This is a genomic window from Rathayibacter sp. VKM Ac-2754 (assembly GCF_009807095.1).
Lineage (GTDB): Bacteria > Actinomycetota > Actinomycetes > Actinomycetales > Microbacteriaceae > Rathayibacter.
The window spans coordinates 1-19531 of sequence record NZ_WUCC01000017.1 but is presented as its reverse complement, the minus strand read 5'-3'; the positions used below and the strand labels follow the sequence as shown (position 1 = coordinate 19531).

The following is a 19531-nucleotide window of genomic DNA, read 5'->3' as shown; positions in this document are numbered from 1 at the left end:
CCGCCGACTCGAAGCGACGTCGACTCGCGAAGTAACGTCGACTCCGTGGACATCGACTCGATCAGCCCTGTCGCCCAGGACTACGTCAAGGCGATCTGGTCGGCCACCGAGTGGGGCGACCCGCCGATCACGACGAAGGCCCTCGCCGCGCGCTTCGGAACCAGTCCCGCCAATGTCTCGGACACCCTGCACCGCCTCGCCGCCCAGGACCTCGTCGAGTACCGGCCGTACAAGCCGGTCCGGCTGACGGAGACCGGAGCGGCCCTCGCGCTGGTGATGGTGCGCCGCCACCGGATCCTGGAGTCGTTCCTCGTCACGACCCTCGGCTACCCGTGGGACGAGGTCCACGACGAGGCGGAGCGACTGGAGCACGCCGCGAGCGACGGACTCATCGACCGGCTGGACGCCCTCCTCGGACACCCGTCCGCGGACCCCCACGGCGACCCGATCCCCACCTCCGAGGGGCGCACGCGCACCGTCGACGGCGCGGTCCGCCTCAGCGAGGCCGGGCCGGGGCGTCACCTGGTCCATCGCATCTCGGATGCGGAGCCCCTCGCCCTGACCGATGCGGCCGCCCTCGGCATCGCCCCCGGTGCGACCATCGACACGCGCGCCGAGGCGGAGTCCCTCGTGCTCGTGACCTCAGAAGGCCCGCAGGTCATTCCGCGCCTGCTCGCGACGGCGACCTGGACGACTCCGGCACGCTAGGGCGCGTCGACGCCGAGACCGTCGGACGTCGCCCGGAGATCGCCGCCGGGGACCGTGATGCGCGCCCGCCTCGTCGGCCCGGGCTGCTGGGGTGCCCTCGGACGGGGTGTCCCTCGCGAGCGCGCCTCGCGGAATGGCGGGGGAGCGGCGCACGTTGCCTCGAGCATGACGATCGAACCCGCGGTGCTCGACGATGTCCTGGCCACGCTGGACGTGACGCTCGGGGCGACCCGGCGCGCGACTCTCGCCTCCGGAGAGCGGATGGCGCTGCCGGCCGGCATCGTCGTGCTCGTCTACGTCGTCGAGGGCGAGATCACGGCGCTCGCCCCGGAGGGGACCGCCTGCGCGCTAGAGCTCTGCGCGGGCGACGCAGTGGCCGCCTCCGTGCCCCGGACCCTGCTGGCCGGGGACGCGCTGCTGACGTTCGGGCGGCAGGAGGCGACGCTCGCGTCGGTCCCGGGGGCGCGGCTGACGATCGTCGAGGTCGAGCTCGAGGCGTGCCCGCGGTCGCTGCCGGGGCTGGTGTTCGCGAGCGGATTCGCCCGGCTCGAGCCGGCGGCGGCCGCACTGGCGGCGCAGCTCGGGCCGGCGTACGACGGGTCGGAGCGCTCGGGCGATCCGGTGATCTGCCGGCTGATGGTGCGCACCGTCGTGCTGTCGGTCGTGCGGGCGTGGGCGTTCGGCGACACCGGCGCGCTGCCTCCGGTGACCGGCGACGTCCACCTCGACCGAGTGGCCGCGGCCGTGAGCAGCGAGCCGGGCCGGGAGTGGAGCGTGGATCTGCTCGCGAGCGTCGGCGCGATGTCGCGCACCGTGCTGACGGAGCGGTTCCGTGCGGCCTTCGGGCGCACTCCCGCGGGGTTCGTCACCGAGGTGCGGATGCGCCGGGCGAAGGAGCTGCTGGAGGCGGGACGGACCGTGTCGGAGGCGTCGCGGGCGCTCGGCTACTCCTCCGACGACGGGTTCAGCCGCGCCTTCCGCCGGAACGTCGGCGTCGTGCCGTCGCAGTGGCGAGCGGCACGACGCGCGGCGTGAGGCGTCAGGCCGTGCGCCTGCGGTTCGACGCGCCGAAGAGGGCCGCGCCGACGAGGAGCAGGCCCGCGCCGATCGCGTAGTCGGCCTCGACTCCGACCGCGTCGACCAGGACTCCGCCGACACCGGCGGCGATCACGATCGCGGCCTGGAAGCCGACGACGACCAGGCTGCCGCCGGCCTCGAGGCGGTCGGTCATCCGGTGACCGACCCACGCGTTGACGATGATCAGCCAGGAGGCGAAGAAGAAGCCCCAGACGACCACCGCCACCGCGATGGCCGGGACGGAGCCGGGGAGCAGCAGGACCGCTCCGACGGCGATCGCGATCGCGACCGGTGCGACGACGCCGAAGAAGGCGAAGGAGCGGTCGATCACCGAGCCGATCACGATGTTGCCGGCGAGGCCGCCCACGCCGAAGAGCGCCAGCAGAGCGACGATGGTCGCGGCATCGGTGCCCTCGGTGCGCTCGAGCGCCAGGCGGATGTAGGTGTACGCGAGGAAGTGGCCGAGGACGACGAGGATGTGGCCCGCGAAGCCCTGGCGCACTCCGCGGCGGCGCACGGTGTCGAGGAGCACGCCGAGCCCGGCGGCCGGGGCGGCGGGGACGCTGGGCAGCAGGAGGCGGAGCGGGACGGCGAGCAGCGCCGTGAGGACGCCGATCAGGACGAAGGCGGCACGCCAGTCGATGAGCTCGCTGAGGATCACGCCGAGCGGCACCCCGGCGACCGTCGCGAGCGAGAGGCCGGCGCTGGTGAACATCGTGGCGCGACCGACGCGGTCGGGGCCGGCGACGCGGGCGGCGACGGTGAGGGACATCGACCAGAAGGCGCTGATCGCGGCTCCGAGCAGGAGGCGCGAGAGCAGGACCAGGGCGAGGTTCGGGGCGAGGCCGGCGAAGACGCTGGAGGCGCCGGCGGCGACGGCCGTCCAGATGAAGAGCGTGCGGCGGTCGAGCCGGGGGAACATCAGGCCGACCGTCGGGGCGACGAGGAGGCCGACGAGCGCGGTCACGGTGACGGTCTGGCCCGCCTGGCCGGGGGTGACGTCGAGACCGGCGGCCATCTCGGTCAGGACGCCGTTCGGCAGGAACTCGGCTGTCACGAGCAGGAAGCTCAGGAGCATCAGGGTGATGAGGGGGATGTAGGGGAGGCGCCCCGTCGTCGGCTCGGGGCGGACGACGGGGACGGACGCGGTCGAGGGCATGGGTCCAGCCTGGCGGAGTGGCGCGGCGGGCGCCCGACCGGACGGCCGCGGGATCCGACCGATCGGCCGGGGTGGGCGCTCTGGAGCATCTCGGGCGCGCGGAACTGCGTTCGGCTCGCGGAAACCGGGAGTTCCTGCGAGCCGAACGTGTTCCTGCGAGCCGGACATCGCGTGGTCGCCGGCCGCATCGATCCGGCACGAACGCGCCATCGACGCGCTACGGAGGAGCCGTTCGCGACGGATCGATCGCCGGAGGTCGAGGACTCGGAGGTGCACGACGAGGCGGTTCCGAGCAATCGGAGGGCTTCCGGACGGGTTCTGCTCAGGCTGCGTCGGGATGATCGAGGCTGATACCCGACGGAAGGTTCTCTGTGAGCATGTTCAAGCGCGTCCTCGGCATGGCGTCGAAGGCCCTCGACTCGAAGGGGTCGTCGAGCACCGGCGGCACCACCGGCGGTACCCCGGACTGGCGTGCCATGGTGCGCACCGCGGCCGACAAGGTGACCGGCGACGCCCGGCCGTCGCAGTCGCCCGCCTCCGCGGCGCCGCGCGCTCCGATCCGTCCGCAGGACGCGCGACCGGGGCAGCCCGCCGTGACCCAGGAGGATCGTGCCGCGATCGCGCGGTACGACTACCTCCTCCGCACGGCCGACCCCGAGCAGCTCGAGCAGGTGCACCGCGACGCGTTCGCGAAGCTGACGCCGGCGCAGCGCTCGCAGGTCGAGGCGCGGCTGCGCGAGGAGCTGCCCGCGAACGAGCAGCCGCGCTCGTCGAACCCCGACGATCTGGCGCGGGCCGCGACGCGCGGCGAGGCCCAGAACCCGGGGTTCCTGAAGAAGATGTTCTCGAAGCCGGGGACGCGCGGGGCCCTCGCGGGTGCCGGCGTCGGCGCGGTGGCGGGCGTCGGTCTGGGCGCGGCGGGCGGACTGCTCGCGGCGGTCGCGGGTGGCGCGGTGCTCAGCAGCGTCGCCGGTCCGCTCCTGCAGGGTGTCGACCTGGAGGGTCTGACGGGGAGCTTCGGCGACCTGGGCGAGTTCGGCGACATCACCGGCGCGGCGGGCGACTTCGTGTCCGGGGCCGGCGAGCACGTGTCGGGGCTCGGCGAGCAGGTGTCGGACTTCGGCTCGAACTTCGAGATGCCGGGCCTCGGCGATATCGGGAACCTCTTCGACCGCTGAGTCGCCGACGGGGGTCGTGCGGTCTGCAGGAGATCGTCGCCGGATGGGCTGTTCTACCGCGCGGATCGCACCCTGCGGAGTCGATCTCCTGCAGATCGCACCTCGGCCGCTCCGGGACACCGTGAATCGGACGGCGGCCGGGTCGACGCCGCGAGTCAGTGCTTCGCGCGACGCAGGAGCACTGCCGAGAGCAGCGTGACCAGGCCGATGAGCAGGATCCCCGCTCCGGTGATCGCGACCGCGGTCGTCGACCAGTCGGGCCGCTCGAGGAGCGTCGACCCGTCGAGCGCCTGCCACTCGCAGGTGACGCCGAGCGGCCACCACGACCAGGAGCCGCCCACGAGAGTGCCCTCGCCGGGCGGGACGCCGCCGACGCTCGCGGAGCACACGGAGTCGAAGCCCTGCTGGGCGAGGCTCCCGTACTGCAGTGCGACCAGGCCGACGAGGGCCAGGCCGACGAGCAGCAGGACGGCGCCGGCGATCAGCGCGATGCGGCGCGGAGTGAGGCGTCTGCGCTTCGTGATGTCGCGAGGTTCACGGAGGCCGCGCGCAGGGGTCTCGGTCATCGTCCGATCGTGTCACGAACCGCTCCTGCGCTTGCCCGGACGAGCAAGGTCACAGCCGCCCGCCATTCACCCGAAGGGCCACCGCGAGCATCACGGACGCGGCGGATAGGAGGACCGCGATCAGGAAGATCTGCGGATCGTACCCGGACACCGCGAGCGGCAGGAGCGCGCCCAGCACCGTCCCGACCTGCGTGACCGCGGTGTAGGCGCTGGCCCCCGCGCCCGGACCGCCGTTGCTCGTCCTCTCGAGCAGGAGGATTCCGATGCTCTGGAAACCGGCGCCCACGACCGCGTAGACGGCTTGCGACAGCACCAGTGCCCCGTAGGACTGGTCGCCGACGAGGATCGCGAAGGTGACGATCGCGGCCAGTGAGACGATCCCGAGAGTGAACGCGCTGCCGCGAGCAGTGCTGAGTCGCGTGAGCGCGGGCAGCGCAGCGAGCTCGAGCACCGCCGAGGCCAGGAACACCGGTGACACCAGCGCGGGAGGAACACCGGAGGAGACCGCGAACAGCGGCAGGTAGATCGCGCGCAGCGTGTCCACCGACTTGAGGAGAGCGACCAGGGCCAGCGCGAGAACGAAGAGCAGACGCCGGGGAGGCGGATCGCCCCCGGCAGCGGCAGCGGCATCGGGACGGCGATCCGGCACGGGAAGTCGACGAGCGAACGAGCGCCCGGCCGTGCAGACGATCGTCAGTCCTGCCGCACCTGCCGCCGCCACGAGCGGATCGACGCCCAGTTGCGCGAGCATCGAGTAGAGGACCAGCCCGAGGATGTATCCGGAGATGAGAACCGTCCGCAATCGGGCGACCATCCACTCCTGCGCGTGGCCGGCGTTCTGCGAGGCGACGCGACCGAAGAGCTGGGGGACGACGGTGCTGACGAACAGCATCAGCGCCCCTCCGAGGTAGAGCATCCCGACGCTGCCAGAGCTGAACCGCACGAAAAGGACCCCGACCGGCACCGCGGTCGTCGTCACGAGAAGCGCGAGTCTCGGATACCCGGCCACCCGGATGCGAGGAACGAGGACGGTGTTGTAGGCGACTGCAAGACCGGCGTTGACCACGAAGAACACGGCGATCTGGGCCTTCGAGAGTCCGGCAGCGTCGAGAGCGACGGGCAGACCGACAGCGGTGATCCCACCGAAGACCGCGTTGCTCGCGAGCGCGCCGGTGACCGAGCGAGGCAGGCGCCGTCCAGCGCTCGACCGGCTCCTCAGACGACACCCGATTCGCTCAGAGCGGCGGAGAAGGCACGCCCGAGCTGAACGCCGCGTCCGCATCGGCGTGCCGTCCGGAGGAGGTGCTCGCCCCACGTGGCTGCCAACGGGGCCATCGCGTCGCTGATGTAGACCGTGTCGAACGACCGGTCGGCGAACCCTGCGCGGATCCCGATCGCGTTGACATCGACCGGTTCCTGCGTCGATCGTTCCAGGCAGTCCGCCCAGCTCAGAGTCCCGATCGGGAACCCGGGCCCGAGGGTGACGACCGATCGGGAGTGCGGCGCGCCCACCATCGACCCGACGAAGAGCATCGAGTCGCTCGTCCGTGAGGCGCGGAGGAGGACGTCGAGATCGTCGCGACTGTTCGTCGCCGATGCCGACCAGCGCTCGATTCGCTCCCACTCGGGCTGTTCGAGCTGCGGCAGCGGACGGTTGCACACGAAGAACTCGATCTGCAGGTCGGTGCAGCGATCCGCCCATCGAGCGAGATTCGCGCGGTTCTGCTCGGCCTGCGCCGCTGCGTCCTCCGAGATGCTCGGCAGCTCCACCGCCCATGCGTCCTCGGACCAGCCGAGCTCCACTCCTCGGCGCTGCAGGCGGTACCCGAACTCGACGTCCTCGACCCCGTAGCTGGCGAAGCGCTCGTCGAACCCACCGGCTGCGTCGTAGTCGGAGCGGGCCACTCCGATGTTCCGACCCCAGAAGAACCTCCAGGGAAGCGCCAGGGGGACTCGGCGCTCGAAGACATCGAGCCACTTCTCCGATCGGTAGTCGCGGTGGAGCGGGTGATCGGACATCTGCTCGTGCCGCTCCTGCCAGCCCGAGCCCCTGACGATCTCCCGGAAGCGAACGGCGTCCGCACCCGACAGATCCCAGCCGAAGGTGGGGCCGGTCGTGGCACGTCGCCCGGCCTCGACTCGTCTCCCGTGCGACTCCACGAGGGACGGTCCCGCGAGCGTCCCGCAGTCGAGGAAGATCAGTGTCCGTCCGCGAGAGGCGCGTGCGCCCAGGTTCCTCGCTGCGCTGAGCCGGAAACCGGTGTCCTTCTGCCTCGTGTAGACGAGGTCGAGTCTCGACTCGAAACCTCGGACCACTGCCACGGTGTCACCTGCGGACCCGTCATCCGCGACGACGATCTCGAACCTCATCGATGTCGTCTGCTCGGTGAGGCTGGCGAGGGTCTGCTCGAGCTCGTCCTCCCGCTCGAACGTCGGGATGATCACGGAGACGTCCGGAGGCGCGTCGGTGACCGTCGATCGTGCGTCCGTCATCGGTCTCGGCCGCTCCGATCGGGGACGAGGGGCGTTGCGCTGCCGACCATCTGCTCTCCTTCGAACGAGGGGGGGATCCCCTGGGCGAGTCCCGAGGGATGCACGACGACGGGTCGTGATCGATCGCCGCGCGGGGATTCGCCCGCTCGCGAGACACGGACCCGCCGGCTCGGGAGTAGACGTTAGCGGCCACCGCACTCGCGCCCGGCCTGGGCTGCCCGGCGGCAGCGGTCCGACCCAGCTGCACAGGTGCTCGGCTTCGGCGGGGCGCTCCCGCCGGCCGCAGAACGGCGCGGACCGCCCGCAGCCCCCGCACCGATCAGGAGTCGAAGGCGCGATTCGCGCCAGGACGACACCGTGTCGTCCGGCGCCCTCTGGGCGATGCTGCATCTCGCGCCTGCGCCGGTCGGCCGCCTTCGTCGGCGTAGGTTCTCGCAGGAAAGCGCACCGGAGAACCTGGACATGAAGGAGTGTCGACCATGATCTACCTCGACTCGGCGGCCACGTCCTATCCGAAGAGCCCGAGCATCGCTGAGGCGATGGAGCGCTTCCTCGAGAGCGGCACGAGTCCCGGGAGGGCAGGGCATCGCCTCGCGTCGTGGGCCGAGGAGCAGGTCTGGGCGACCCGCACCTCTCTCGCGAACCTCGTCGGCTGTCGTCAGCCGGACCGAGTGACGTTCTCCTTGAACGCGACGATGTCCCTCAATTCCGTCGCGAACCATCTCGGGCTCATCGGCGGCAGGGTCCTCACCTCGGCGTTCGAGCACAACTCCGTGACTCGTCCCCTGGCTGCGCTGGAGGCGGCCGGGAGGATCACGCACGAGGTGATTCCCTCCTCATCTGACGGTCCGGTCGATCTCGACCTCTTCGAACGGGCGCTCCGGCGAGGAGACACGGCCGGCGTCCTCATGACCTGGGCATCGAACGTGTCGGGAGAGGTCCTCCCTGTGACCGAGATCTCTGCGCTGTGTCGGGAGTACGGGGTCTTCCTCGCGCTGGATGCGGCCCAGGCCTTCGGCCATCTGCCCATCGATGCTGCCGTCGCCGATGTCGTGGTCTTCGCCGGCCATAAGGGCCTAGGCGGCCCGCAGGGTGTCGGCGGCGCCGTCATCGGCGAGGGTGTCTCGTTGCCGCCCCTCGTGAGAGGCGGCTCGGGCGGGCGTTCCGAGAATCCCGAGCATCCGAGCTGGCTGCCCTGGTCGCAGGAAGCGGGGACCCTGAACGGTGTAGGGATCGCCGGTCTCGGTGCAGCGCTGGCTGAGCTCGACCAGGCCGAGATCGAACATCGGTCCGTCCACCACGGTGCGCTGCGGGAGTACTTCGCTCAGAAGCTGCGGGATTCGGAAGGAGTGCGACCGGTCGAAGTCGGACGGCGATCGCCGACGGTGGGAGTCGTGTCCTTCACCATCGACGGGATGAAGCCCAGCAGTGCAGCGGCAGTCCTCGAGGAACGCTTCGACATCCTCGTTCGCTCAGGGTTGCACTGCGCCCCTCTTGCTCACCGGACGATCGGGTCGAGCGCCGGGGGAACGGTCCGGGTCAGTCTCGGCTCACGAACCACCCGATCCGAGCTGGACGCGACGATCGCGGCGATCCGCGAGCTGAGTGCCAGCGTTGCAGGAAGGATGTCGTGACAGTGTCGGTGCTCGCAGACCCGGAGTGCGTCTTCTGCCGAAGCAATCCTCGAAAGGTGTGGGAGAGCCGGGGGCTCGCCGTCTGCTCCGATCCGGCTCCGCTGAGCCCCGGACATCTGCTCGTCTACACCACCGAGCACCACCCATCGGCTGCTTACATCGGGGTCGAATCGGCCGCGACACTCGATCTGCTCGTAGAGGCTCTGAGCACGAGGATCCGGAGCGCCTTCGGAGACGTCGTGCTCTTCGAGCACGGTCGGACGGGGCACTGCCTCCGCAGCCGACCCGGCGAGAGGATGTGCCACCACATGCACGTGCACCTCATTCCCGGTGCGCTCGATCTCCGGACGCTGGCCGCACTCGGGCAGTCGGTCGTCCTCTCGTCTTGGACGGACGTCATCGACCTCGGGTCCCAGGCCGATGGATACGCCGTGGTGGGTGGCGGCTCCGCCCCTCTCGTCTTCTACCCGGTGAGTCATTCCCTTCCGCCTCACTATCTCCGGACGGTGATCGCCGAGGCGAGGTCGACTCCCGAACTCGCGGACTGGGAGACCGTTCTCTCGAACTCAGATGCGGCAGAAGCCGCCCCCCGATCCCATGAGATCGTCCTCGAACTCGTGGACGGTCTGACGATCGCGACGTCGTGCTGAGGCAGTCCAGACTGCTGCTCGTGTCCTGGGGCCGCGGCAACGGCCACATCACGAGGCTGCTGGCGATCGGGAGGGCCTTCCGGGATGCGGGCTGGCACTGCACTCTCCTCGGGCATGACGTGCTGCTCCACTCCCGGCTCGCAGCGGACGCCGGCCTCGATGCGGAGATCAGGTACCCCCCTGCCGCGGATGCGTCCGATCCGTGGACGAACTGGGCCGATCCGTCCTTCCTCTCCAGTGCGCTCGAGTTCGATCGGTCCGTCCTGGAGGAGGTGGGTCCCGATCGAGTCGTCAACGACAATCGACTGTCCATGCTCATCAGCTGCAGTGAGCTCCGGATCCCGATCGTCACGCTCTGTCAGGACAATCAACTGCCCGACTACCGATTCCCCGACACTCCTCTCGCCGACATCTGGACGACTCCGGCTCTCAGCGTGAACGACGAGCTGCGCCGGCGCGGACTTCCCCTCGTCGGCGAGGACGTGCGCGAGCTGTTCGGTCTCGGCCGTATCGCCGTCCCCAGCTCACCGGAGTGGGATCCCCTCCCGGAGCGGACCGACGGCCTCGATATCGTGTACACCGGAGCGCTCACGAGCGTCTGCTCCTCGTCGGGAGGCGACGACCTCCTCTTCTATCGGACGGTGGGGCGGATCGACGGAGACTTCGTCGCTGCTTTCGGCAACTGGCCGGGCACGATCTACATCGCCACCGGCGACCCAGCGCTGGTGTCGGAGATCGGCGACCCGCCGATCGGTGTCCGGGTGGCCTCGTTCTGGGATCTCGAGGGGCTGGGCCCCTCACTCCGCGCCGTCGTGCATCACGGCGGCCACGGGATCACGACGACCTGCCTGGCCTCGACCCTCCCCGCGGTCGTTCTCCCGGGACTCAACCCGGAGAGGCTCTCCAACGGTGAGCGGGCCCGGAGCCTCGGGTGGGGTGCAGTGCTGCACTCCCCGACGCGGAAGGGCTCGGAGTGGGGTCCCTCCGTCGACCGGACGGGGCAGAGGCCCTCCTGGGGCGACGTCCGCGAGGCCGTCGACGGCCTGCGCAGCGCTGGTACCGCCTCCGCGGACGGCGTGGCGAGTCCGGTCGATCTCGTCGCGGCGCTCTCGTGACTCGCGAGAAGCTCGTGCGGGACCGCATCCCGGAGGTCCTCGACAGGCTCGGAGTCACGGCGGGCTTCCGCCGTGTCCCGGCCGCGGAGCGCCTCCCGTGGTTGCTCGCGAAGCTCGAGGAGGAATGCGCCGAGGTGGTCGCCGGACCGTCTCAGGAGGAGATCGCCGATGTGCTCGAGGTGCTTCACGCGCTGGCCGCTCAGCTCGAGGTCCGGTGGGAAGCGGTCGAGGACGCACGGAGGAGGAAGGCGCTCGAGCGGGGCGCTTTCTCGGACGGAGTCGTGATGCGGGTCGACCGCTCGACGCGTCCGGGGCACGAGTCGGCCCTGTGAGGTCGCTCAGCGCCGTACCCTCGAACGCATGGGTTTCCTGTTCTCGCTGCTGACCGTCGTGCTGATGGTGCTGGCGCTGGTGGATGTCGTGCGTCAGCCGGACAACGTGGTCCGGAATCTGCCGAAGATCGTCTGGATCCTGCTGATCGTGTTCATCCCGCTGATCGGCGTGACGCTGTGGTTCGTCCTCGGCCACGACTGGAAGAAGGGCGACGGCGCCTCCTTCGTGCCCGGCGGGCGGACGACGCGGGTGCGGCGATCGAAGACCCCGCCGCCGACGATCGTGATGCGGCCGGCTCCCAAGAGCACCGAGGAGCAGCTCGCCGACCTCGAGCGCGAGGAGGCGCACTACGCGCGGCTCGCCGAGGAGCAGCGGCGCCGACGGGAGGGCGAGCGTCCTCAGGACGCCTGACCCGGGGACAGCCGACCCGCCGGCGGTCCGTCGCTCAGCGGGTCGTGGCGAAGTTCGATGCGCTCCACTGCACCGAGGCGATCTTGGCCTGCCCGGCGATGCTGGGGTGGAAGTAGTCGACGGTGCCGATCAGGGCCTTCGTGACCGGAGTCGCGGTGAGCGCGCCTCCGTCGTAGTCGCAGAGCGTGCCGGCGGTGGCGCAGGCCTTCTGCAGCGCGCTGTTGTACTGCGTGGTGCGGGTCTTCGCGGCAGTGGCCGAAGCGGCGGCCGCGGCGGTGCTGAGGCGGCCGCCGGTGGCGTTCACTCCGCGGGTCGTGCGGCAGAGGTTGCCCGAGGCCCAGACCACGGATCCGATGCCGCCCTTGACGACGGCCCACTCCGCGGCGACGTTCGGCATCGAGGAGAGCACGATCTTGGCGTTCGGCCAGGTGCTGCGGATCTTGGTGATCGCAGCGGTCGCACCGGTGTCGAAGGCGGCTGCGGGGGTCATCGTGTAGCCGTCGGCGGCGACGGGGTTGTCGGCGGCGCAGAGGTCGTTGCCTCCGATCAGGAGGGTGACGACGTCGGGGCGGACTCCTGCGGCGACGGCGGCGTCGATGCGGGCCGGGACCCCGGCGACGAGGCTGCCGGTCTGCGCGAAGTTGGCGGTGGTGACCGTGGTGCCGGGGTTCGCGGTGCGCAGGCGCGATGCGAAGGAGTTCACGGTCGCGTTGGTGCCGGTCGACCAGTTGTTGCGCGGGCAGTCGGCGAAGCGGCCGCAGGTGCCGTACGCCTGGGTGATGGAGTCGCCGAGGCTCAGCAGCGAGAGGGTCGGGGTCGCGGCGGACGCGGCACCGGTGGGGACCAGTGCCGCGGCGAGGGCGATGGCGGCGCCGGTCGCGAGGGCGCGCAGGCGGCGACTCCCGGAGCGGCGCGGTGAGGGGGACAGGGGGAGACGCATGGGGGAACCGCTCTCGGTCGGGGGTCGGCGGTGGGGGCCGCCGCTGCCGACGCTAGGGGAGCCCGTTCTCGAGCGGACCTGCACGCGTGGCCCCAGAACGGGGCCCCAGAACGGGGCCCCGTCAGATCCGGAGCAGCCGCACCCGGCTGAGCGCCCAGACCAGCGCGCCCGCGAGGAGGAAGACGACCGCGATCACGACGACGTACACCGCGACGGTGCCGTACCCGGTCGCGGGATCGAGGAACGGGTACGGCACCCAGCCGTCCGTCGCCCCGCGCACGAGAACCACGGCGAGCCAGACGAGCGGGTACACGATCACGAGCGGGAGCCGGCGCCAGGGCAGCGGCGGGCGATCGGCGAACAGGATCCAGTCGAGCAGTCCGTAGATCGGGAAGAGCAGGTGCATGACCGTGTTCGCCCAGGGGAGTGCGACTCCGCCGGCGAGGCCCACGAGCAGCGTGTTGTAGACGAGGCCGACGACGACGATGTAGCTCGTGGCCGCACCGCGGGCGAGGGCGAGGCTCCGGCCGGTCAGGGCGGTCGTCAGCAGGATCACCGCCAGCAGGATGTTGCCCTGGATGGTGAAGAAGCCGAAGAAGTTGAACGGGAGCAACGGAGTGCGCGACGCCGTGTCGACGGCCGTTGCGGCGACGGCGGTGAGCACGGTCAGGGCGACGACGATCCGGAGGGCGGCGATGCCCCCGCGTGATCCCGTGGCGGGGGATGGCGTCATCGCTCGAGCGTAGCGGCGGGCTAGCCTGATCCGATGCTGACGATCGGTGTCGACCTCGCTGCCGAGCCGGTCCGGACGGCGCTGGCCGCCGTCGACTGGTCGGGCGGACGCGCGCGCATCGCCTCCCTCTCCCTCGGCGCGGGGGACGAGGAGATCGTGGCACTCTCGCGCACGGCGACGACGATCGGCATCGACTGCGCGTTCGGCTGGCCGCTGGAGTTCGCGGCGTTCGTCTCGGCCCACACCCGCCGCGAGGTCGCTCCCCGCACCCTCGCCGGGCGCGACTGGCGGCGCCGCCTCGCCTATCGGGAGACCGATCGGGCCGCGCGGGAGGTGACCGGTCGCTGGCCGCTCAGCGTCTCGACCGACCGGCTCGGGATGACCGCGATGCGGTGCGCCGAGCTGCTCGAGGCGTTCGCCGCCGCGGGCGAGGACGTCGACCGCTCGGGCGGTGGGCGGCTCGTCGAGGCCTATCCGGCGGCGGCGCTGCGCCACTGGCGCATCGACACGACCGGCTACAAGACGCGCCCGGAGGCGGTGGCGCTCGCCCTGGAGGCGCTCCGGCGCGCCGCTCCGTGGCTCGACGCCTCCGCCGGGACGCTCGCCCTGATGGCGCGCTCGAACGACGCCTTCGATGCGGTGATCGCTGCGCTCAACGCCCGGGCGCACGCGCTGGGCGACACGCTGCCCGTCCCCGGGCATCTGCGGGAGGCGGCCGAGGCCGAGGGCTGGATCGCGCTCCCGACCGGGCCGCTCGACGCGCTGGTCAGGAGCTGACGGGGAGGCGCCGCACCAGTCGGGAGGCGGCCGCCTCGGCAGCGCGCTCGGCGTCCTCGACGGTGCTGAACAGGTCGCCCGGGACGAGGCGCGGGTCGACGGCGAGGCAGGGGTCGATCTCGAGTCGGAACCGGGGCAGCTCTGCTCCGGGGACGACGACGATCCTGACCCCGTTCCGGCTCCACCGTGCGGGCTGGATGCTGGGGATCTGTGGCATGTTGCGCTCTTTCGCGTGCATCGTGCACGGGTGGCTTCCGCCTCGACCGTGCTCGCTCACGCTATGTCGCGGGACCGGGCGGGCGAACGGGGTTGACCTCCCAGGTACGCGGGCGTACGGGTGAGCGCCGCGTCAGTCGAGGTGGTCGAGCGTGTCGCTGATGGTGCGCAGGCACTCGATGAGCACCGACATCTGCCGCGCGTCGAGGTTCGCGAGCACCTCGCCCTCGGCGGCGACGAGGTGGCGCATCGCCTCGTCGACGCGCTTGGAGCCGCGCGGGGTGAGCGAGACGATCTTGCTCCGCGAGTCGGCCGCGTTCTGCTCGCGCACCACGAGGCCGCGGGCGCCCAGCCGGTCGACCCGGCTCGCGAGATTGCCGCTCGAGATGCCGAGGCGGAGGGAGAGGACCGACGGGGTCATCCCGCTCGCGCCGGCCTGCCGCAGGATCGAGAGCAGCTCGAACTCCCACGGCGCGAGGTCGCTGGCCGCGAAGGACTGGCGGCGGATCTCCTGCACGCGCGGGCTGAGGCGCCGCAGCCGCGAGACGACGTCGAGCGGCGCGAAGTCGAGATCGGGCAGGGCGTCGGCCCATGCGTCGATCACCAGATCGACATCGTCGTCTTCTCGCATGCCTCCGATTATCCCCGGCCGGCCGACGCCCCGGCGACCGCTGGTGGCGCCGGCACCGAGGCAACCCCGGACCGTCGAGGGAGCCCGCGCTCCCTGGCCGCCTCGACGCTCCGGGGTTCTCTCACCACCCCGTCGTCAGCACCTCGTCGAGCTGGTCGGCGAAGAAGTCGGCGCTCTCGAGCGAGAAGCACAGCGGCGGCTTGATCTTGAGCACGCACTGCCTGTCGGAGGTGGGCTGCACGATCACGCCGCGCTCGCGGAGGCGCTCGCAGATCGCGCGCGTCTCCTCCGTCGCCGGCTCGAGCGTCTCGCGGTCGCGCACCAGCTCGAGGCCGAGGTAGAGGCCGTGGCCGTGCACCGCGCCGATCAGCGGGTGCCGGCCGGCGAGCTCCTCGAGCCGCGCGCGCAGGTGCGCGCCCGCGACGAGAGCGTTCTGCTGCAGCTGCTCGCCCTCGATGACGTCGAGCACGGTGAGGCCGACCACCGAGCTGACCGGGCTGCCTCCCGCGGAGGAGAAGAAGTAGCCCTGCGAGCGGTAGTGCTCGGCGATCTCGCGGGTGGTGATCACGGCGCCGAGCGGATGCCCGTTCCCCATCGCCTTGGCGACGGCCACCACATCGGGGACCACGCCCTGCTGCTCGAACCCCCAGAACCACTCGCCGAGGCGCCCGTAGCCGACCTGCACCTCATCGGCGATGCAGAGCCCGCCGTGCTCGCGGACCGCCGGGTACACCGCCGCCAGGTAGCCGTCGGGCAGCGGGATGCCGCCCGCGTTGCCGTAGTAGGCCTCGGCGATCAGCGCCCCCGCGGGAGTGCCCGCCGCGGCCAGCGCGTGGATGCGCTCGACCGCCTCCGCCGCGTAGTGATGCGCGTCGGCACCGCGGTGGGCGCCCCGGTAGCTGTTGGGCGCGTCGAGGGTGTGCACCCACGGCGGCCGCGTCGCGAGCGCGTCGGGGTTGTCGGCGACGGAGGTGGAGACGGCGTCGGAGAGCCCGGACCAGCCGTGGTACGCCTCCCGGACCGCGAGGACGTCGTCGCGACCCGACCAGGCGCGGGCGAGGCGCAGGGCGAGGTCGGCCGCCTCCGTCCCGCTGTTGACCAGGAGGACGGAGTCGAGCCCCTCGGGCAGCAGCGCCGCGAGCCGCTCGCAGAACTCGCCGATCGCCGGGTACGAGAAGCGCGAGTTGGTGTTGAGCAGCCGCCACTGCCGCTCGACGCGCTCGGCGAGCAAGGGGTGCCCGTGCCCGATCGACGAGACGTTGTTGAGCACGTCGAGGTGCACGCGACCGGAGTCGTCGACCAGGTGCTCGCGCCAGCCGCGGAGCATCGTGGGCGGTGAGTCGAAGTAGTGCTCCTGCACGTCGGCGAGGTGCGCGACGCGGCGCTCGAGGATGCCGCGGTCGGGCTGCGGGGCGGGGACGGCGCGGCCCAGGAGGAGAGGCGTCGGGTCGATCAGGACGTCGAGCCACGCGTCGGCCCACGCGGGCTCGGCGAAACACGGCGCGTCGTCGAGCGAGCGGGGCAGGGCCTGGGCGCGGAGGATCCGGGAGGCGGTGCCGATCGTCTCTCCGGCCGCGACGGTGCCGACGGCCGTCGCGTCGACTCCGTCGAGCACCAGCCGGACGTCGGCGGTGAGCAGGGTGAGCGTGCCGGGACCGCCCGCCACGAGCTCGCCGTCGACCGGGGCGACGAGCGTCGACGGCTCCGCGAGGTGCAGCTCGACGCCCAGCGCCGTGGTCGCGGGCTCGTGCGCCGCGTGCGGGCGGGCGCGGGTCAGGCGGCGCTCGCCGTACCGGAGGAGGGCGGCTCCGGGCACCGCGCGGGCGAGCGCGCTCTCGGCGTCGTCGTCGAGCCAGCGCCCGTCGTCGAGGGCGGCGCTCTCGGGGGAGAGGTCGACGACGGTCGGATCGACGTCGAGCATGCGAGCGGAGGCGGCGAGGATCGGCGCCGGAGCCTCGCGGCCGAGAGCCCGGCGGACGAGGGCCTGCAGCACCGGCAGCGGTGCGGCGGTCGCGCGCTCGAGGATCAGGTTCTCGTGCTCGAGGTTCTCGCGGGCGTAGTCGTTGCCCGGATCCTGCGCGAGGACGTCGTGCGCACTGACGACGAGCACCGCGGCGCGGAGGACGACGAGCGGCCAGAGCACGTCGACCTCGGCGCCCGAGAGCGGGCGCTCGGCGTCGTAGGCGGCCGCCGCGCGGAGCACCGTGGGCGCCGACGCGTCGGCGTGGTGCAGCAGCGACGACAGCGTGACCGCGAGCTCGCCGACCGCCCAGCCCGCGCCGAGATCACCGAAGTCGATCACTCCGTCGGGGAGGGGACCCGCCCCGACCACCACGTTGTCGTCGGTCAGATCGCCGTGGATCAGCTGCACCGGCAGCGCGTCGGCGAGCGGATCGACGACCGCGCGAGCGCCCGCCACCGCCTCGCGGATCACCCGCGCCACCCGCCGAGGCACCCGCGGGAGGAGCGCCTCGACGACGTCCGCGGCGTTCCGCAGGTCCCACTGCCCCGTGTCCTCCAGGTCCGTCAGCGGCTGGTCGGCGAGGGCGATGTCGATCCGCGCGGCGAGCGAGCCCATCGCGCGCACGACGGCGGGGGAGAGGTAGCCCGAGCCGGAGAGCGTGCGGCCGGGGACGAAGTCGAGGACCCGGGCGATCGCGGGCGTCCCGTCGAGCTCGATCGCACGGCGCGTGCGCCCCTTGCGGTCGGCGAGGACCCGCGGGATCCGGACGCCGTCGAGGCGCTCGGCCAGGTGCGCCATCGCCTCCGTCTGCGCCGCGACGACGCCGGCCGGCGTGGCCGGGTTCGCGACCTTCAGGAGGAAGTGCTCCTCGCCCGCCTCGACGAGCATGTTGCGGTCCTGGTTGCTGCCGAGATCGCTCAGGCGGCCCTTCAGCCCGTAGCGCTTGCGCAGGAACGCGGCGGCGACGTCGTGGTCGAGGGCGGGCGGGGGCGGCGGCGCGGAGAAGTCGGACGGCATGCGGAGTCCTGTCGTGCGGGGATCGGGTGGGTCCATGATCGCGCCTCGCTGTGCCGTCCGCACGTCGCGATCGATCCGTCGGAGAATCACCGTGCAGCCGACTCGGACGGGTCGTTCGTGACGGATCGATCGGGCCCGCCAGAGGCGAGGGAGCCGGCAGCGACCAGGGGCACCCGGCTAGGCCGGCGCGTACGCCGCCGGGTCGAAGCGGCCGAGCTCCTCGCGGAACGCGAACGCGAAGTCGGGCCACAGCAGCGTCAGCCGGCGGCTCTCGGCGTCGACGTACCAGCTCTCGCAGCCGCCGTTGGTCCAGACCGTGTCGGCGCTCAGAGCGTCGACCCGCGCGACGGAGGCGGCCTCGGCCTCGGCGGTCACCTCGAGCACGTCGATCCCGGCCGCATCGCGGTGGTCGAGGGCGGCGAGCACGTAGTCGACCTGCGTCTCGATCATGTGGATCGCGGAGTTGTGGCCGAGGCTCGCGTTCGGCCCGTTGATCACGAAGAGGTTCGGGAAGCCGTGGACGGCGGTCGAGTCGTAGGCCGACATGCCCTCGGCCCAGCGGTCGGCGAGGAGCAGGCCGCCGCGGCCGCGGATCCGTCGAGCGAAGGGCGGCCGCGTCGAGTGGAAGCCGGTCGCGAAGACCAGCACGTCGACCTCGTGCGCGACGCCGTCGTCGCCGATCGCCGACGAGCCCTCGACGCGGCGGAGAGGGCTCGGGGACACCTGCACGTGCGGCTGCGTCAGCGCGGGGTAGTAGTCGTCCGAGAGCAGCACGCGCTTGCAGCCGATCTCGTAGTCGGGGGTGAGCGCGGCGCGGAGTCCGGGATCGGCGACCTGCGCGGCGAGGTGGCCGAGCGCCTCCGCCCGCAGCCGGTCGATCGCGGTGGGCACGCCGACGCGGCCGGCGAAGCCGAGCTCGGCCCGCCAGAACAGCTCTTCGCGGAGCCGCGAGAGCGCGCCGGGCACGCGGGCGAGCGTGCGGCGCTCCTCCAGGGGGTATTCGCGGTTGCGGCGCGGGACGACGTAGGGGGCCGAGCGCTGGAAGAGCACCACGGAGGCGGCACGCTCGGCCAGGTGCGGCACGATCTGCACCGCGGAGGCGCCCGAGCCGACGATGCCGACCCGTGCTCCGTCGAGGTCGACGTCGTGCCGCCAGCGAGCGGAGTGGAAGGCGGGGCCTGAGAAGGCGTCGAGACCGGGGACCGGAGGCAGTCGCGGCTCCGACAGCCGCCCGGCGCAGACGACGAGCACCGCCGCCCGGTAGCGGCCCCGCGACGTCTCCACGCGCCAGCGCTGCGCCGACTCGTCGAAGGCCATCTCGAGCACGTCGGTGCCGAGCCTCAGGTGCGGGGTGAGCCGCTCCCGCTCGACGACGCGCTCGAGGTAGGCCTGGATCTCGGCGCCGGGCGCGTAGAACGCCGACCAGTCCGGCTCCGGGGCGAACGAGTACGAGTAGAGGTGCGAGGGGATGTCGCACGAGACGTTCGGGTAGTCGTTGTCGCGCCAGGTCCCGCCGATGCGCTCGGCGCGCTCGAGCACCGCGAAGGAGGCGCCGCCCCGGCGCGCGAGGCGGGTCGCCGCACCGATCCCCGCGAAGCCGGCGCCGACGATCAGGACGTCGACGTCCATCAGACCGTCATCCGGGGGAGCACCGAGCCGGCGGGGTCGCCGTGCGGGTCGGCGAGGAAGTGCTCGAGCAGGGCGAGCAGCTCGGCGGGGCGCTCGGCGAGCACCGCGTGGCCCGAGTCGACCACGGCGTAGCGGGCGTCGTCGATCGCGCCGAGCAGCGCCTCCGCGCCCTCGATGCCGACGACGGAGTCGGCACTGCAGCCGACCACGAGCACGGGGAGGCGCAGGCGCCCGGCGGCGGCGCTCGCGTCGGCACGGGCCGCCGCGCCGAGCAGGTCGGAGTCGACGGCCAGCGGCGCCG

20 protein-coding genes are annotated in these 19531 nt (G+C 72.2%); 9 read left to right on the top strand and 11 right to left on the bottom strand.

Annotated features, from left to right (window positions below; translation table 11 throughout):
• Window positions 1–45 precede the first annotated feature (45 nt).
• Both GRS92_RS18195 and GRS92_RS18190 read left to right on the top strand, forming a co-directional pair.
• Window positions 46–708, top strand: coding sequence for a metal-dependent transcriptional regulator (locus GRS92_RS18195; protein WP_159859586.1), 663 nt, complete (start codon window positions 46–48; stop codon window positions 706–708).
• A 165-nt stretch (window positions 709–873) separates the two neighbouring features.
• The gene (locus GRS92_RS18190; RefSeq protein ID WP_159859583.1) at window positions 874–1743 is read left to right on the top strand and encodes a helix-turn-helix transcriptional regulator; all 870 of its coding nucleotides are present in this window, start codon (window positions 874–876) and stop codon (window positions 1741–1743) included.
• A gap of 4 nt (window positions 1744–1747) precedes the next feature.
• Here GRS92_RS18190 and GRS92_RS18185 read toward each other — a convergent pair whose 3' ends face one another.
• On the bottom strand, window positions 1748–2944 hold the full coding sequence (locus tag GRS92_RS18185) for an MFS transporter (RefSeq protein WP_159859580.1): 1197 nt from the start codon (window positions 2942–2944) through the stop codon (window positions 1748–1750).
• A 377-nt stretch (window positions 2945–3321) separates the two neighbouring features.
• Here GRS92_RS18185 and GRS92_RS18180 point away from each other — a divergent pair, with 377 nt between their 5' ends.
• Window positions 3322–4122 carry a hypothetical protein gene (locus tag GRS92_RS18180; RefSeq protein WP_235022117.1) on the top strand — a complete coding sequence of 267 codons (801 nt, stop codon included), beginning with the start codon at window positions 3322–3324 and terminating at the stop codon, window positions 4120–4122.
• Window positions 4123–4277: 155 nt separating this feature from the next.
• Here GRS92_RS18180 and GRS92_RS18175 read toward each other — a convergent pair whose 3' ends face one another.
• From GRS92_RS18175 to GRS92_RS18165, 3 genes are all read right to left on the bottom strand, one after another.
• A complete protein-coding gene (locus tag GRS92_RS18175; RefSeq protein ID WP_159859574.1) occupies window positions 4278–4688 on the bottom strand; it encodes a hypothetical protein in 411 nt (136 codons plus the stop codon).
• A 49-nt stretch (window positions 4689–4737) separates the two neighbouring features.
• Window positions 4738–5667: a hypothetical protein gene (locus GRS92_RS18170; protein WP_159859571.1), complete on the bottom strand. Its 930-nt coding sequence runs from the start codon at window positions 5665–5667 to the stop codon at window positions 4738–4740.
• 236 nt (window positions 5668–5903) lie between these two features.
• Entirely contained in the window at window positions 5904–7181 is a 1278-nt protein-coding gene (locus GRS92_RS18165; protein WP_159859568.1) for a glycosyltransferase, read from the bottom strand.
• A 479-nt stretch (window positions 7182–7660) separates the two neighbouring features.
• Here GRS92_RS18165 and GRS92_RS18160 point away from each other — a divergent pair, with 479 nt between their 5' ends.
• The 5 genes from GRS92_RS18160 to GRS92_RS18140 are packed head-to-tail and all read left to right on the top strand — an operon-like array spanning window position 7661 to window position 11324.
• Window positions 7661–8815, top strand: a complete 1155-nt coding sequence (locus tag GRS92_RS18160) for an aminotransferase class V-fold PLP-dependent enzyme (protein ID WP_159859565.1) — start codon at window positions 7661–7663, stop codon at window positions 8813–8815.
• The gene (locus GRS92_RS18155; RefSeq protein WP_159859562.1) at window positions 8812–9465 is read left to right on the top strand and encodes an HIT family protein; all 654 of its coding nucleotides are present in this window, start codon (window positions 8812–8814) and stop codon (window positions 9463–9465) included. The genes GRS92_RS18160 and GRS92_RS18155 overlap by 4 nt, the downstream gene beginning before the upstream one ends.
• A 20-nt stretch (window positions 9466–9485) precedes the next feature.
• The gene (locus GRS92_RS18150) at window positions 9486–10580 is read left to right on the top strand and encodes a glycosyltransferase (RefSeq protein WP_159859559.1); all 1095 of its coding nucleotides are present in this window, start codon (window positions 9486–9488) and stop codon (window positions 10578–10580) included.
• Window positions 10577–10912: a nucleoside triphosphate pyrophosphohydrolase gene (locus tag GRS92_RS18145; RefSeq protein WP_159859556.1), complete on the top strand. Its 336-nt coding sequence runs from the start codon at window positions 10577–10579 to the stop codon at window positions 10910–10912. The genes GRS92_RS18150 and GRS92_RS18145 overlap by 4 nt, the downstream gene beginning before the upstream one ends.
• Window positions 10913–10940: 28 nt before the next feature.
• Complete coding sequence (locus GRS92_RS18140) at window positions 10941–11324, top strand: PLD nuclease N-terminal domain-containing protein (protein ID WP_159859553.1); 384 nt, start codon at window positions 10941–10943, stop codon at window positions 11322–11324.
• 34 nt (window positions 11325–11358) lie between these two features.
• On the opposite strand, the gene GRS92_RS18135 is transcribed toward GRS92_RS18140, so the two are convergent.
• Together GRS92_RS18135 and GRS92_RS18130 are read right to left on the bottom strand one after the other, a co-directional pair.
• The gene (locus GRS92_RS18135; protein ID WP_159859550.1) at window positions 11359–12264 is read right to left on the bottom strand and encodes an SGNH/GDSL hydrolase family protein; all 906 of its coding nucleotides are present in this window, start codon (window positions 12262–12264) and stop codon (window positions 11359–11361) included.
• A 121-nt stretch (window positions 12265–12385) separates the two neighbouring features.
• Window positions 12386–12997 carry a Pr6Pr family membrane protein gene (locus GRS92_RS18130; RefSeq protein WP_159859547.1) on the bottom strand — a complete coding sequence of 204 codons (612 nt, stop codon included), beginning with the start codon at window positions 12995–12997 and terminating at the stop codon, window positions 12386–12388.
• A gap of 33 nt (window positions 12998–13030) precedes the next feature.
• Between GRS92_RS18130 and GRS92_RS18125 the strand changes: the two genes are divergently transcribed.
• Entirely contained in the window at window positions 13031–13774 is a 744-nt protein-coding gene (locus GRS92_RS18125; RefSeq protein ID WP_159859544.1) for a DUF429 domain-containing protein, read from the top strand.
• Here GRS92_RS18125 and GRS92_RS18120 read toward each other — a convergent pair.
• The 5 genes from GRS92_RS18120 to GRS92_RS18100 form a co-directional block, all read right to left on the bottom strand.
• Window positions 13764–13991: a hypothetical protein gene (locus GRS92_RS18120; RefSeq protein WP_159859541.1), complete on the bottom strand. Its 228-nt coding sequence runs from the start codon at window positions 13989–13991 to the stop codon at window positions 13764–13766. The two genes, GRS92_RS18125 and GRS92_RS18120, sit on opposite strands and share 11 nt — an antisense overlap.
• 132 nt (window positions 13992–14123) lie before the next feature.
• Window positions 14124–14621, bottom strand: coding sequence for a MarR family winged helix-turn-helix transcriptional regulator (locus tag GRS92_RS18115; RefSeq protein ID WP_159859538.1), 498 nt, complete (start codon window positions 14619–14621; stop codon window positions 14124–14126).
• Window positions 14622–14742: 121 nt separating this feature from the next.
• Window positions 14743–17601, bottom strand: a complete 2859-nt coding sequence (locus tag GRS92_RS18110) for an aminotransferase (protein ID WP_159859535.1) — start codon at window positions 17599–17601, stop codon at window positions 14743–14745.
• Between the two features lie 177 nt (window positions 17602–17778).
• Window positions 17779–19230 (bottom strand): flavin-containing monooxygenase, encoded by a 1452-nt coding sequence (locus GRS92_RS18105; RefSeq protein WP_159859532.1) that lies wholly within the window; start codon window positions 19228–19230, stop codon window positions 17779–17781.
• Window positions 19230–19531, bottom strand: a 302-nt coding sequence (locus GRS92_RS18100) for an alpha/beta fold hydrolase (RefSeq protein WP_442966249.1), incomplete at its 5' end; no start/stop codon positions are given. The genes GRS92_RS18100 and GRS92_RS18105, both read right to left, overlap by 1 nt.